Here is a 14,214-nt window from a genome sequence, read left to right on the forward strand (position 1 = left end):
CTGGACCGGTCGGTCAGGTGCGGGCCGGTCCGAGCGCCTCGATCTGGCTGACCAACCGATCGACCAGGGCTCGGGAGGCTTCCGCCTTGTGCTCCTCTTTGGACACGACCTCCTCCGGCGCACGGGAGCGGAAGGCCGGGTTCGACAGCTTGGCCTCCGACTGCTGGAGCTCGGCGCGGGCCTTCCGGAGCCGGCGTCCCAGCCTCTCCTGCTCGGCCTCGATGTCCATGACGCCGCCCACCTCCACGTAGGCCTCGACCGGACCGGCCGCCACCCGCAGGTAGCCCCGGCTCTCGGGAGGCGGACCCACCCTGGCGCGGATCCCGGCCAGCGATGCCAGCTGGGGCGCCCACCAGTCGTCCCAGGCGCCGGCCGGATCATGGACGACCGCGTCGAGTTCCTCGCGGGCGGCCCACCCGTGGTAGGACCGGGAACCCCTCAGGGCGGTGATCAGATCTTGGAGGACGTCCATCCCTCCGGGCGCCGGGTAGCGAGGAACCTCGGGCCATTGCGCCACGATAAGCAGGTCGCCCGCCACCAGGTGGCTGTAGAGCTCCTCGGTCACGAAGGGGATGGCCGGGTGGAAGAACTTGAGCAGGTCACGCATCACCACACCCAGGGTCTGCCTGACCGGCTCCGCCTCGGGACCTCCCGCCGACAGCACCGGCTTCGACATCTCGAGATACCAGTCGAACACCTCCGACCAGGCGAACGAGTACATGAGCGAGAAGGCATCCGACAGCCGGTGCGCGTCCGACAGCTCGTCGAACCGCTCCGCCGCCTCTCCCAGACGGGCGAGTATCCATCGGTCGACCGGGCCCGGGTCCTCCGGATAGCCGCCGGCCGCCGGCACCGCACGGGACGGCAGGTGGATGAGGGCGAACCTGGTGGCGTTCCACAGCTTGTTGCCGAAGCGCCGGGCGGCATCCACCCAGCTGACGTCGAACGGCACGTCGTGGCCCGGGGAGGCCGACTGCAGCAGGCTGAGCCGGAGGGCATCGGCTCCGTACTGCTCGATCATCTCGAAGGGATCCACGATGTTGTTGAGCGACTTCGACATCTTCCGGCCGTCGGACGCCCGGACCAGCCCGTGGATGACGATCTCACGGAACGGGACGTCGCCCGCGAACTGCATGCCCATCTTCAGCATGCGGGCCACCCAGAAGAAGATGATGTCGTAGCCGGTCACCAGCACGTCGGTGGGATAGAAACGTTGGAGATCGTCAGTCTGCTCCGGCCACCCGAGCGTGCTGAACGGCCACAGCGCCGAGCTGAACCACGTGTCCAGGACGTCCTCTTCGGGCCGTAACCGCTCCGAGCCGCACTTCCCGCAGGCACGCGGCGGAGAGGTGGCCACGATCACCTCGCCATCGGCTTCGCAGTACCAGGCCGGGATCCGATGGCCCCACCAGAGCTGGCGGCTGATACACCAATCCTCGAGGTTCTCCATCCAGCGGAAGTAGTTCCGTTCCCAACGCTTGGGGACGAACCTGGCGAGGTCCTCCTGCACCACCTCCACCGCCGGGCCCACCAACTCCGCCACCCGCACGAACCATTGCTTGGACAGCAGCGGTTCGATGGGCACTCCGCTGCGGGAGCAATGGCCCACCGTGTGGCGGTGCTCGTCGATGCGTTCGAGGTAGCCGCCGGCCCTGAGGGCCTCGACGACCTGCGCCCGGGCTTCGAACCGGTCCAGACCGGCGAAGCCGCCGGCGGCGTCGGTCATCCTTCCGTCCTCGCCGATCACCTGGACGGGAGGCAGTCCGGTTCGCTGCGAGATATCGAAGTCGAGCGGATCATGGGCCGGAGTGACCTTGACGGCCCCGGTCCCGAAGTCCGGGTCGACCGCTTCGTCGGCCACCACCGGGATGTCCCGCCCCATGAGCGGAAGGCGCACCGTCCGCCCGACCAGGTGCCGGTAGCGATCGTCGCCGGGGTGGACGGCCACGCCGGTATCGCCCAGCATGGTCTCCGCCCGCGTGGTGGCGACGGTTATACCGGCTGCGCCGTCCCCGTCTGCGAAGGGGTAGGTGATGTGGACGAGTTGGCCCTCTACCTCCCTGTACTCCACCTCGATGTCGGAGATAGCGGTCATGAGCCCCGGAGACCAGTTGATGATCCGCTGCCCCTGGTAGATGAACCCTTGCTCATGCAGGCGCACGAACACCTCTCGCACCGCAGCGGAGAGACCCTCGTCGAGGGTGAAGCGCTCCCTCGTCCAGTCACACGAGTCACCCAGGGCTCGCATCTGCTCGGTGATGGTGCCCCCCGATTGGCGCTTCCACTGCCAGACCTGCTCGACGAAGGCCTCCCGGCCCATGGAGTGGCGGTTGAGACCTTCTAGGGCCAGTTCCCGTTCCACGACCATCTGGGTGGCGATGCCGGCATGATCGGTTCCGGGCAGCCAGAGGGTGGCGTAGCCCTGCATGCGCTTGCGGCGGACGATGGCATCCTGGATCGAGTGGTCCAGGGCATGCCCGATGTGGAGCACGCCGGTCACGTTGGGTGGAGGAATGACGATGCAGAACGGCTCGCCGTCCGGATTGACTTCGGGGCGGAAGGCGCCCGACCGTTCCCAGACCGGATACCAGCGTTCCTCCACGCGGCGGGGGTCGTAGCTTCCCTCGAGGGGGTCGGGAGCGCTGGTAGTCATTGGAAGATGGAATCGGCCGCGCTTACCCGACCCGGGCCGGGCGGCTACGCGCTCCTCTCGCGGCGATTCTCGATGTCGCTGATGGCCAGGAGGGTCGGGTTGGTCTTCTCCTCGACCACCTTCCGGTCGATCAGCACCCGCCCGATGTCCGGCAGGGAGGGAAGTTCGTACATGGTGTCGAGGAGCACTTCCTCCATGATGGCCCGCAGGCCACGGGCGCCGGTGCCCCTCAGCATCGCCAGGTCGGCAATGGCCTCGAGAGCATCGTCATCGAACACCAACTCCACGTTGTCGAGCTCGAAAATCCGGGCGTACTGCTTGACGAGGGCGTTGCGGGGTTCCTGGAGGATCCGGATCAGCGCCTCCTTGTCCAGCGCGTTGACGGTGGCCACCATCGGGAGCCGGCCGATGAACTCGGGTATCAGACCGAACCTGATCAGATCCTCCGGCATGACCTCCGAGAGCAACTCTTCCTGGGGCCGGTCGGGACTGGATCGAAGATCTGCCCCGAACCCGACCACCTTGTTGCCGATCCGGCGGGAGATCACCTCCTCGAGCCCGGCGAACGCCCCACCCGAGATGAACAGCACGTCGGTGGTGTCGATCTGGATGAACTCCTGATGGGGGTGCTTGCGGCCGCCCTGAGGGGGCACCGAGGCCACGGTCCCCTCCAGGATCTTCAGCAGCGCCTGCTGCACCCCTTCGCCGGACACATCCCGGGTGATGGAAGGGTTCTCGGCCTTGCGGGCGATCTTGTCCACCTCGTCGATGTAGATGATGCCCTGCTCGGCTCGCTTGATGTCGTAGTCGGCGGCTTGCAGAAGCTTGAGCAGGATGTTCTCCACGTCCTCCCCCACATAGCCCGCCTCGGTGAGAGCGGTTGCGTCGGCGATGGCGAAGGGCACGTTGAGCATGCGGGCCAGGGTCTGGGCCAGGAGCGTCTTGCCGCATCCGGTAGGGCCGATCAGCAGGATGTTGGACTTGGAGAGCTCCACCTCTTCCTTGCGGGGTGTTCCGGCACGCACCCGCTTGTAATGGTTGTAGACCGCCACGGCCAGGGTCTTCTTGGCCCGGTCCTGACCGATGACGTAACCGTCCAGGAAGTCGTACACCTCGGAGGGCTTGGGCAACTCCCCATCGTGCTCGGACTCCCTGGTGGACAGGTCGTCGTCCAGGATCTCGGTGCAGAGCAGGACGCACTCGTCACAGATGTAGACCCCGGGCCCGGCGATGAGCTTCTTGACCTGCTTCTGCGAATGGCCACAGAAACTGCATTTGAGCAGATCGCTCCCGTCCCCGTACTTGGTAGCCACGCCTCAGAGGTCCTCGACCGCCACCAGTTCACGACTGGTCAGCACCGCGTCCACGATTCCGTGTTCCCCGTACGCCTTGGCCTCCTCGGCGAGCATCCAGAAGTCACGGTCGGTGTCCTGGGCCAGCTTCTCGTACTCCTGGCCGGTGTGGTGGGCCAGGATCCGGTTGAGTTGTTCCCTCATCTGGACGATCAGGCGCGCCTGTATCTCGATGTCGGTGGCCTGCCCGCTCGCCCCTCCCTGGGGCTGGTGGAGCATCACCCGGGCGTGCGGCAGGGCAAACCGCTTCCCCTTGGCGCCGCCGGCCAGGATCACCGCGGCGGCCGAGGCGGCCATCCCCATACACACGGTGCTGACGTCCGGCTTGATGTACTGGATGGTGTCGTAGATGGCGAACAGGCTCGTGATGGAGCCGCCCGGGGAGTTGATGTAGAGGTTGACATCACGGTCGGGATCCTCCGATTCGAGATGGAGCAACTGGGCCATGACGAGGTTGGCCACCGCATCGTCGATCGGCGTACCGAGGAAGATGATCCGGTCCTTGAGCAGGCGGGAATAGATGTCGAAGGCCCGCTCCCCCCGGCTTGTGGACTCGACCACCGTCGGCACCAGGTAGCCCGTGGCCGGAGGATTCGTGACAGCGCCGATCGGCGGCATGATGTCGCTCACTGCTCTCCTTACTCGGTCTCGTCCTCGACGGTCTCCGGGGCATCGGGCGGATCGAGCCGGAGGTCGATCACAGCTCCATCACCATCCGTAGCCACAACAGCTCTCATGAGAATGTCCAGTGCCCGGGTCCGCAGGATATCACCGCGCACGCTGTTTTCTAGAGCACTCCCCGCCATCTCCTCGGCAATGCTCTCGACCGACTGATCCGTTCGGGAAGCTACGGCCTGGTAGGCATCGAGAATGTCCTCCTCCAGCACCTCGACTCCTGTGTGCTCAGCTACCGAATCCAGCAACGCTCCGACCTGTATCTGCGCGGTGGCACGGCCACGGAACTGTCCGAACACGGCTTCGATGTCCTGCCCGGTCGCTTCCAGGTACTCCTCGACCGACGACTTCTGCTCATCGAGGCGTCCACGGAAATCCTCGAACATCCTCATCGCGGAGGCATCTACGACGGCTTGGGGTATGTCCAGTTCCACCTCTTCGGCCAACTCCGACAGGAGGACACCTCGTAGCTGGCTTCGCAAAGATTCGAGGCGCTGCCCGTCCAGGTCGCTGAACACCTGCTCACGCAGTTCGCTCACGGTGTCGAAGTCGGTGAAGTCCGACACCCACTCGTCGTCCAGATCCGGAAGGAGTTTCTCCCGTACCTCCTCTACGACCACCCGCACCCCGATCACGGTGCCTTCGGCCAGGTCGCCGACTGCCATGCGCAGCGGCGCCTCGAACTCGACCACCGCGCCCGCCTCGCAGCCTGTCAGCTGCTCGGTCAAGCCCTCCATCGCCGCCTCGACGCCCAATTCGTACAGGAACCCGGTGGCCGCCGGCGTCTCCAGAGGGTGCCCGTCATGCGAGGAGCTGAGGTCGATGGCCACGTAGTCGCCCGCTCGGCAGGGCCGTTCCACGGTCTCCAGCTCGGCGAACTGCTCCCTGTACATGTCCAGGTATCGCCCTACGGCTTCGTCGCCGATCTCTTCGGGAGCTTCGAGTTCGACCGTCCGGCCTTCGTAGACCGGCGGGGTAGCCAACGTAGGCCATAGGCTTACGAGGAGATCCACCTCGACACCGTCGGTGACCTCCCTGATCCCATCCACCACGGGCGAGACCGCCGGGGTCAGGCCGGTGCCTTCCCATACCCCCGGGAGGCGGTCCGTCAGCAGGTCCTCGATGGCATCGTTGCGGACCCGCTCCCTGCCGACCACCCGCTCCACCATGCGGCGGGGCGCCTTGCCACGGCGGAAACCGTTCACGTGGATGTCCCGGGCCAGCCTCCGGGCGGCGCGGGACTCGGCCGCCTCGAGGCGACTGCTGTCGAGCAGGAGGGTGATACGACGTTCGAAGTCGCTCACTTCAGCAACGGTGAATGACACGACACTCCAAGAGTCGGGTAGGCAAGGCGCGGTCGAACGACTCAGCACCAGGGTGACCGAGGGGATTCGAACCCCCGACCTCCTGGACCACAACCAGGCGCTCTAACCAAGCTGAGCTACGGCCACCATGCGCCGGGCACCACACCGGCTCCTTGTAATGCGGACTCGCCAGGTACGGATCAGTACCCGTAGTGGCGCGCCCCCGGAAGGATTCGAACCTCCGACCAAGAGCTTAGAAGGCTCCTGCTCTGTCCACTGAGCTACGGGGGCTCATCACAGCCCTACGCTCCGCGGCAGCCCGGTCCAGGACTCATCCGTCGGAGCGGGTGAAGGGAATCGAACCCTCACCGCCAGCTTGGAAGGCTGGAGCTCTACCATTGAGCTACACCCGCCGGTCTTCCCCATAATACATGCCGTACCCATCTGACCGGGACGCGCCCGGGCTCGATAGGTCCGCGAAAAACCGAGGGCGAACGGCTAGCCTTCACACCGCCTGCCAGAGGGAGGTTCGGGTCGGGCTGGTCGGATTTGAACCGACGACCTCCTGCTCCCAAAGCAGGCGCGCTGCCAAGCTGCGCCACAGCCCGGTCGAGCACCCTCAGGAGCGCTCGTTGAACATGGATTCTAACCCTCCGAGCGCACGTGGGCGCCGGGTTCTCGTTTCCGCCGCCGGCCGGATCGCGGTACTCGCCATCCTTTTGGCCATCGCCGTCTACTTCTGGCCGGACGGAGAGTCGGCCGAGGAGGCCGCACCGTCGAGCGCCGCCGCCCCCACCTCAGCGGCGGATCCGGCTTCCCCGGCCGAGGAACCTTCTACAGACACCGTCTCCCCCGATCCCGGCCCGGTCACCGAAGTGGAGGACCGATCCGCAGAGCCCTCCTCCCAGGCGGCGTCCGCGGCGCCTCAGGCGGAGAGGGACTGCTCGCCCCGCATCCCGGAGGACTTCCGCCCCACCGAGACCTCGGCCGTCACGGTCAGCGTCGAGATCTCGCAGGCCGCCTTCACGTGTGCCCACGAGGTAGGTCTGGCCTTCGCCACCAATCCGGCGGCCATGGCCACCATGGCCGCGAGCGGCATTCGAGGGCCTCTGCTGCTGGTCGGCCAGTGGTTCGATGACCGGTTGATGGACGAGCTCCGCCGCCTGGCGCCGGAGCGGATCCTGGCCGCCGGTTTTGACGAGCGGGTACTTCGCGACGCCCTCGCCGGGTTCACCGTCGAGCCGGTGGCGGTCGATTGGGACGCGGCGTTCCCGTCCGACGCCAGGACTCCGGAACGTGTCTGGCTGGTGGATCCGGCCTCGCCGTCCGCCTTGATGGCTCTAGGCATCCAGATCGGTGTCGGCGTGGTCGTCGTGGATGGGGATCTGAGGGCCCTTCCTGCCTACGCGCGGAGGATGATCGCGGCCGCTACCAAGGTGGACCTGCTCTCGGACTTCGACGACGATCTGGCGTGGCAGCTGGAGGTGGTCCGGCGGAACGACGAGATACCGGGGGGCGGCCTGCTCATGTTCGGAGAGGGCGAAGGGCGCCGGCTGGTGGCCATGTACGGGCATCCGGTTACGTCGGCCCTCGGGGTGCTAGGCGAGCAGGGCCCTGAGGAAGGCATCGACCGGCTCCGATCGATCACCGACGGCTACGGCGCGGACGGGGCCACCGTGCTTCCGACCTTCGAGATAATCGCCACCGTCGCCTCGGCCGGAGCCGGCCGGGACGGTGACTACTCGTCCGAAACGGCGCGGGATGTGATCCAGCCGTGGATCGAGATCGCAGCCGCCAACGACACCTACGTGGTCCTCGACCTGCAGCCGGGACGCACCGACTTCCTGACCCAGGCAAAGATTTACGAAGACTTCCTTCGCCTGCCGCACGTCGGTCTGGCCCTTGATCCCGAGTGGAGGCTGAAGCCCGACCAGGTCCATCTGCGCCAGATCGGTACGGTCGACGCGGCGGAGATCAACCGGGTGATCGAATGGCTCGCGGCGATAGTCCGGGAGGAAGCGCTCCCGCAGAAGCTCCTGATCGTCCACCAGTTCCGGTTCTCCATGATCACGAACCGCGCACTCATAGAGACGCCGCCCGAGCTGGCAGTGTTGATCCAGATGGACGGGCAGGGAAGCCTCGAGGCCAAGTACAGCACCTGGAACGCCCTGACCCTCGAGCCGGACGCCGACCGGTTCTGGTGGGGTTGGAAGAACTTCTATGACGAGGACTCCCCCACCGCCACGCCCGAACAGGTCCTGGAGCTGACCCCGGTGCCGGTGTTCGTGTCCTTCCAATAGTGCGGGTGGAGGGACTCGAACCCCCACGGGCATTGCCCACCAGGACCTAAACCTGGCGCGTCTACCGTTCCGCCACACCCGCGACGAGGGACGCTGTTGACCGCTGCAGAACCGTCCCGGAGGTGGGTCGCCCGGGACTCGAACCCGGAACCTGCGGATTAAGAGTCCGTTGCTCTGCCAGATTGAGCTAGCGACCCGCAGAGCATTGTAGCGGTCTGCCTGCGAAACAACCAGGTGTGTTATGGCTGCCATCGGCGCCCCTCGCTGCCTTCCGCTTCGTCAACGTACCGCTGCGGGTACGCCTTCGTCAGCGGGCCTTGCGAGAAACACCGCTGCCGACGCCATACCACACCGCCATTACACAGACAGACCGCTCTAGTGGGCTTTCCCCGCCTTCCGCCCGGTATGGGCGCCGGTCATGCCCGGTGGGCCGAAAGCGCATCCGCCAGCGCCACGATGGCGCGCGCCCGGTGGCTGACCTGGTCCTTCTCCCACCGGTCCATTTCTGCGAGGGTGCGGCCGTCCACGTCAAAAACCGGGTCGTATCCGAAGCCTGCGGATCCACGGCCCGCTCGGGCGATCTCACCGACCAGCTCTCCCTCCGCAGCCACCTCGGCGCCGTCCGCCAGGATTGCCACCACCACGGTTCGGAAACGGGCGGTCCGGTCCTCCACGCCCAGCAGGGCCGCCAGTAGGGCGTCCACGTTCGATCGGTAGGTGGCATCCGGCCCCGAGTACCGGGCCGTGTGGACTCCGGGAGCACCACCCAGGGCGTCCACTTCGAGGCCGGTGTCGTCGGCGATCGAGGGTAGGCCGGTGCTGCGCGCCACCTGGCGCGCCTTGAGCAGGGCGTTGCCCTCCAGCGTGGGTGCGTCCTCCACCACATCGGGCCATTCCATCCCGCGGACCACCTCGCCGACGATCCCATGCCGGGTCAGCAACGTCTCGATCTCGGCGATCTTGTCCGGGTTCTTGGACGCCACCACCGCCCGGTCGATGACCGGACGGCTCACCCGGCCACCAGCTCAGCCTGGAGGTCTGCGATCCGGGCGATCCCTGTCGCGGCCAGGTCCAGAAGCTCATCCAGCTCGGCCCGGCTGAACGGAAGCCGTTCGGCGGTACCCTGGACCTCCACCAGCAGGCCGCGCCCGGTCATCACCACGTTGAGGTCCACCGAGGCCGCCACGTCGTCCTCATACTCCAAGTCGAGCAGCGGCACGCCGCCCACCAACCCCACCGAGATAGCGGCCACCCGATCGAGCAGCGGGCTGGCTGCCAGGCGGCCCTCGGCCACAGCCCATTCCAAGGCGTCGTGAAGGGCGATCCATCCCGCGTTGACCGCCGCCGTGCGCGTCCCTCCGTCGGCCTGGATCACATCGCAGTCCACTATGACCATCGTGTCGGGCATCTTCTCCAGGGCCACCACCGAGCGGAGCGAACGGCCGATGAGCCTGGATATCTCCTTGGGGCGGCCTGACGTGTAGGAGCTCCGCGAGATACGCTGGTCGCCGGATCCCGGAAGCATGGCGTACTCGGCCTTTACCCATCCCCGGTTGGTATTCCGCATCCAGCGCGGCACCGACTCCGAGACCGAAGCCGTGGCCAACACAACCGTGCGGCCGAACTCGATCAGCACCGAGCCGGGGGTCATCTCGGTATAACCCCGAGTGATACGGATCGCCCTCAACTCGTCGGCCGGTCTCTCTCTCGAAGGGCTCATGCGCACACCACCCCGCTCGTCATACCGTCATGCGGGCGCCGGGCACGGCCAGCGCCACCCGGCCGTCGAACTCGGACTCCGCTTCAGCCAGGACCCGGTCGGGGTCCACATGGGCGGGGACATGTGTCAGCACGAGACGCCCCACACCCGCCGCGGCGGCCATGGTCCCGGCCTCGGCGCCGGTCATGTGGTGGGGGGCGGAGTCAGGGCCCCGCCGGCCTGTCATGGATGCCTCGGCCAGCAGCAGGTCGGATCCCGCTGCGTGCGAGGCGACTGCGTCGCTCGGCCCGGTATCGGCCGTATAGGTGACCGAGCGGTCCCCCGCCGTTATGCGCGGCGCCAGGGTGGGCGGAGGATGGTTGGTCCTCACCATCGAGACTTCCATCGACCCCAACCGCACCGAATCACCGTCAGCCGCGGTGACGAACTCGAAGGCGCTGTCCAAAGCCGCCGGGTGCTGAAGGAACCCTGCCAGCGCCTCGGCGAGGCCTTCCGGACATACGACCGGGATCCGGCCTCGCCGGGCCGGCCCGTAGGCAACCGAGTGATAAAGGGCGAAGACATCGGAGCAGTGGTCGGGATGCCGATGGGACAGGAACACGGCATCGATCTCGACCGGATCCAATTCGTTGCAGAGAGCCAGGTAGGTACCCGGCCCTGCGTCCATCCAGAGGTTCGTCTCGCCGTCCGAGACCAGGTAACCGGAAGCGGGGCGCCCGGCGGTCGGATAGGTGCCGTTGGCGCCCAGCACCGTCAATTGCATGACTCCAGCGTAGCCCGTGGTCTGTCTGTGGATTTGCGGTCTCACGGGACCGGGTCACCCGATGTCCTGCCGGGAACGGTCACCACCATGCCGTCGGTGTCGATCGTGGCTGCTCCCTGGGCCATCAGACGCCCGAGTTCGGCCATGCCGGAGGCGGGGTCATCGCCCAGGGTGGCGAGGAACTCCGCCACGGGAACGGCTGGGCTCCCCAACGCCGCGGATGCCTGGGAAGGTGTTGCGCCGGGCGACGGGCCCATGGCCAGTTCCAGACCCTCCACCAGATCGTCGGCATCGAGGACCGGGACGGCGCCGTCCCTGATCAACAGGTTGCATCCCACCGAGCTGGGCCTGCCCACATCACCCGGAGTGGCGAAGATATCGCGGCCCTGCTCGAGGGCCATCCGGGCCGTGACCAGAGCACCTCCCTTGGCGCCGGCCTCCACCACCACCACGGCATGTGCTATCCCGGATATGAGCCGGTTCCGGGGCGGGAAGCGCCAGCCGAGCGGACGGGCGCCCGGTGGAGCCTCGCTCCACACCGCACCCCCCGCCTCCAGGAGCGACATCCCGAGGTCGCGGTGCGCGCGCGGGTACCAGACGTCCACACCGGAGCCCAGCACCGCGATGCCCGGTGTGGGACCGCGCAACGAACCGCGGTGGGCGGCGCCGTCGATACCCTTGGCAAGGCCGCTCGCCACCCACCAGCCGGCTCGAGACACCGCCTCACCGTATCTCTCCGCCAGGCGCCTCCCGTAGGTGGTGCAGGTGCGGGTGCCGACGATTGCCACCGCCTTGCCCCGGGAGGGCCCGCCCTTCTGGAAGAGGAAGAGCGGGGCGTCCTCCAGATCACCGAGCCGGCCGGGGAAACCCGGCTCGCCCCGAACCAGGAACTCGATCCCGGCCCGGTCGAGCTGCTCCCTGCGCTCGTCTGCGGGGACGCCGGCCGCTTCCCGGGCGATGGCGGGGATCGCCAGCTCCCCCTGCTCGATCTTCCTCAGAACCCGTGTCGGGGCTCCGGCCTTGCTGACGAGCTTGCGGAGCCGATCAGGGTGCATGCCGACATGGGCCAGCCTGATGAGGGCGTCGGGGTCGTAGGTCATACCAGCCCCCTCAGGGCCAGCGCCTCGGCGGCGTGGGGCTCCTCGACCGCGATCGACCCGGCGAGGTCGGCGATGGTTCGGGACAGGCGGCGGACCCGGTCGAAGCCCCGTCCGGTGAGGCTGCCATGCCGGAGGGCACCCTCGACCAACCGCTTGGCGCCGAGCGCCGCTTCCAGCGAGTCGAGCTCGGTCCTGCTCAGGTCGCGGTTGCGGCACCCGCGTAGCTCCTGGGCCTCACGGGCCGATGCGATCCGCTTGGCCACCTCGCTGGAGGGCTCCTCGGGCGGGCCGATCATGGCATCCGGATCCACCCTGTTGACCTTGATACGGATATCGAAGCGGTCCATCAGGGGCCCCGACAGGCGCCGCCTGTAGCGCTGCTTCATGCGGTCCGAACACGAGCACCCATGCCGGTTGTCGCCGTCGTACCCGCAGGGGCACGGGTTGGTAGCCGCCACCAACTGGACCATGGACGGGAACGTGACCGAGACGCCCTTGCGGGCGATGGTGACCTGACCCTCCTCCAGCGGCTGGCGGAGCCCGTCCAGCAGGCTGGGCGGGAACTCCCCGAGTTCATCGAGGAACAACACGCCGCGGTGCGCCATGCTGATCTCGCCCGGTACCGGGATGCCCGATCCCCCGCCGATCACGGCCGCCGTCGTGGCCGTGTGGTGCGGCGAGCGGATAGGAGGCTGGAACAGCGAGGGTCTGGCCCTCCCCGCTGAGGACCAGACCTGCGCCACCTCCAGAGCGGTCCGCTCGTCAAGTGGTGGCAGCACGCCCGGCAGGCATCGGGCCAGCATGGTCTTGCCCGATCCCGGCGCGCCCGAGAGGAGCAGGTGATGCCCACCAGCGGCCGCCACTTCGAGCGCCCGCTTCGCCAACGGCTGGCCTCTCACCTCCGAGAGGTCCGGCATGGGTACGGTGGGCGGCTCGGCGGGCGGCGGCGGCCGGAAGTCACCCTCTCCCAATGCGGCGGCTATCGCAGCTCCCAGCGATCCCGCCATACGCACCTTGGCGGACGAGACGATGCTCGCCTCCTCGGCCGCGCCCGGGGGTAGGAGGCACGGCACTCCCATGTCCGACGCCACGATGGCCGCTCCGAGGCCGCCCCGAGCAGGCCGGATTCTTCCATCCAGAGCAAGTTCACCGAGGGCGACCACATGGCAGGCGCCTTTCGGGATCTCGCCGGCGGCGGCCAGCAACGCCAGCGCTATGGGAAGGTCGTACGCGCTCCCCGACTTGGGTAGGTCGGCCGGCGCCAGGTTGACGGTCACGGTCCTGGCCGGGAACCGGTAACCCGCCACCGACATGGCCGCCATGACCCGGTCCTTGGCCTCCCGAACCGCGGTATCGGGCAGGCCCACCACGTTCAGACGGCCCTTCTCTCCTCCTCCGACATGAGCCTCCACCCTGACGGCGCGCGCCTCTACGCCGACCAGGGCTACGGAGTTGGTTGATGCGAACATGACCTCAAGCATGGGGAGGGGCTGTGACACGATCCTTCAGAACGCGAAAAGTTCCCGTGACGCCACCGGGGACGGCCTGATGCGAACGCCGGGATAACATCGCCGCATGGGATTCAACCCCTTCCGCCGGCAGGAGCGTCGGGTGGCCGATGTGGTGATGGTGGTGGCGGCTATCGCCGTGACGGCCGCCCTGGTGGCATGGGCCTTCCTGGGCGGCTGAGCGTCCGCCCGGTCCAGCCCGCCGCCGCTCTCAAGCCCTACGAGTGCGGGGGCTGCGCGCAGACCATCCCTAAGGGGCGGTACCACCTGGTGGTGGTACCCGACGACGCCCCGGACCTGCGCCGTCACTGGCACCGGGGATGCTGGAACAAGGAGCGGCGCCGCGTCGGAGGCCGAAGAGCGCTCCTAGGCGACCCGTGGGTGCCACTCGACCCCCACGCCGTCGTCCCCGACCACGACGGTGACCAGATCGACCCGGCGGATTCCTAGCGTACGAGCCATCCGCGCCACCTGCCTCGCCTTGCGGTCGGTGAAGTTCCACCGGGGATGCTCGCCCGCCCTCTCCATACCGGTCTTCACCTCCACCGCGAACCGTCCCCTCCGGTCGGCTACCACCAGATCGACCTCTCCCCTGCCGATCCGGATGTTCCTGCCGAGCACCCGGACCCCGTTCCGTTCGAGGAACGACGCCGCCACCCGCTCTCCGAACGCGCCCAGGCGGCGCCCGTGAGTGCTGAAATCGCTGTCGCGCATATGAGTCGAGCCTCGGTCCGGCAGTACGGCCAACCTAAGGCCCGCCAGTGACAGGTAGTAGCCGCTAGTCAATATAACTAGCAACTAGCAACTAGCAACTAGCAACTAGCAACTAGCAACTAGCA

11 protein-coding genes and 6 tRNA genes are annotated in these 14,214 nt (G+C 67.5%); 1 reads left to right on the forward strand and 16 read right to left on the reverse strand.

From position 1 onward, the window contains the following. Positions 1-13: 13 nt before the first annotated feature. From OXM57_03000 to OXM57_03035, 8 genes are all read right to left on the reverse strand, one after another. The gene (locus tag OXM57_03000) at positions 14-2,653 is read right to left on the reverse strand and encodes a valine--tRNA ligase (GenBank protein ID MDE0351644.1); all 2,640 of its coding nucleotides are present in this window, start codon (positions 2,651-2,653) and stop codon (positions 14-16) included. A gap of 44 nt (positions 2,654-2,697) precedes the next feature. Continuing rightward, positions 2,698-3,966 (reverse strand): ATP-dependent Clp protease ATP-binding subunit ClpX, encoded by a 1,269-nt coding sequence (gene clpX, locus OXM57_03005; protein ID MDE0351645.1) that lies wholly within the window; start codon positions 3,964-3,966, stop codon positions 2,698-2,700. Positions 3,967-3,969: 3 nt separating this feature from the next. After that, the gene (locus OXM57_03010) at positions 3,970-4,578 is read right to left on the reverse strand and encodes an ATP-dependent Clp protease proteolytic subunit (protein MDE0351646.1); all 609 of its coding nucleotides are present in this window, start codon (positions 4,576-4,578) and stop codon (positions 3,970-3,972) included. A gap of 65 nt (positions 4,579-4,643) precedes the next feature. Beyond that, entirely contained in the window at positions 4,644-6,005 is a 1,362-nt protein-coding gene (tig, locus tag OXM57_03015; protein ID MDE0351647.1) for a trigger factor, read from the reverse strand. Positions 6,006-6,056: 51 nt separating this feature from the next. Further along, positions 6,057-6,131, reverse strand: a tRNA-His gene (locus OXM57_03020). A gap of 71 nt (positions 6,132-6,202) precedes the next feature. After that, positions 6,203-6,275: transfer RNA gene (locus OXM57_03025), tRNA-Arg, on the reverse strand. 51 nt (positions 6,276-6,326) lie between these two features. Continuing rightward, a tRNA-Gly gene (locus OXM57_03030) sits at positions 6,327-6,397 on the reverse strand. 121 nt (positions 6,398-6,518) lie between these two features. After that, positions 6,519-6,592 (reverse strand) — tRNA-Pro (locus OXM57_03035). A gap of 24 nt (positions 6,593-6,616) precedes the next feature. On the opposite strand from OXM57_03035, the gene OXM57_03040 reads away from it, so the two are divergent. Next, positions 6,617-8,284, forward strand: coding sequence for a hypothetical protein (locus tag OXM57_03040; protein ID MDE0351648.1), 1,668 nt, complete (start codon positions 6,617-6,619; stop codon positions 8,282-8,284). Here the strand turns inward: OXM57_03040 and OXM57_03045 are convergent. From OXM57_03045 to OXM57_03080, 8 genes are all read right to left on the reverse strand, one after another. Next, positions 8,285-8,366 (reverse strand) — tRNA-Leu (locus OXM57_03045). A gap of 41 nt (positions 8,367-8,407) precedes the next feature. After that, positions 8,408-8,481, reverse strand: a tRNA-Lys gene (locus tag OXM57_03050). Between the two features lie 219 nt (positions 8,482-8,700). Continuing rightward, positions 8,701-9,297: an RdgB/HAM1 family non-canonical purine NTP pyrophosphatase gene (gene rdgB / locus OXM57_03055; protein MDE0351649.1), complete on the reverse strand. Its 597-nt coding sequence runs from the start codon at positions 9,295-9,297 to the stop codon at positions 8,701-8,703. Next, positions 9,294-10,010 carry a ribonuclease PH gene (rph, locus tag OXM57_03060; protein MDE0351650.1) on the reverse strand — a complete coding sequence of 239 codons (717 nt, stop codon included), beginning with the start codon at positions 10,008-10,010 and terminating at the stop codon, positions 9,294-9,296. Before rph ends, rdgB begins: the two co-directional genes overlap by 4 nt. A 13-nt stretch (positions 10,011-10,023) precedes the next feature. Next, positions 10,024-10,767: an MBL fold metallo-hydrolase gene (locus OXM57_03065; GenBank protein ID MDE0351651.1), complete on the reverse strand. Its 744-nt coding sequence runs from the start codon at positions 10,765-10,767 to the stop codon at positions 10,024-10,026. Positions 10,768-10,808: 41 nt separating this feature from the next. Beyond that, entirely contained in the window at positions 10,809-11,867 is a 1,059-nt protein-coding gene (dprA, locus tag OXM57_03070) for a DNA-processing protein DprA (GenBank protein ID MDE0351652.1), read from the reverse strand. After that, a complete protein-coding gene (locus tag OXM57_03075; GenBank protein MDE0351653.1) occupies positions 11,864-13,366 on the reverse strand; it encodes a YifB family Mg chelatase-like AAA ATPase in 1,503 nt (500 codons plus the stop codon). The genes dprA and OXM57_03075 overlap by 4 nt, the downstream gene beginning before the upstream one ends. Before the next feature lie 375 nt (positions 13,367-13,741). Beyond that, on the reverse strand, positions 13,742-14,089 hold the full coding sequence (locus tag OXM57_03080) for a YraN family protein (protein MDE0351654.1): 348 nt from the start codon (positions 14,087-14,089) through the stop codon (positions 13,742-13,744). Between the last annotated feature and the right edge of the window lie 125 nt (positions 14,090-14,214).

This window comes from bacterium (assembly GCA_028820935.1).
In the GTDB taxonomy this organism is placed as follows: domain Bacteria; phylum Actinomycetota; class Acidimicrobiia; order Spongiisociales; family Spongiisociaceae; genus Spongiisocius.

Excerpts from the sequence above, each read along its gene's own strand:
- OXM57_03000 (MDE0351644.1), bottom strand. The coding sequence starts at position 2,653 with ATGACTACCAGCGCTCCCGACCCCCTCGAGGGAAGCTACGACCCCCGC.
- OXM57_03065 (MDE0351651.1), bottom strand. The coding sequence starts at position 10,767 with ATGCAATTGACGGTGCTGGGCGCCAACGGCACCTATCCGACCGCCGGG.
- dprA (MDE0351652.1), bottom strand. The coding sequence starts at position 11,867 with ATGACCTACGACCCCGACGCCCTCATCAGGCTGGCCCATGTCGGCATG.
- OXM57_03080 (MDE0351654.1), bottom strand. The coding sequence starts at position 14,089 with ATGCGCGACAGCGATTTCAGCACTCACGGGCGCCGCCTGGGCGCGTTC.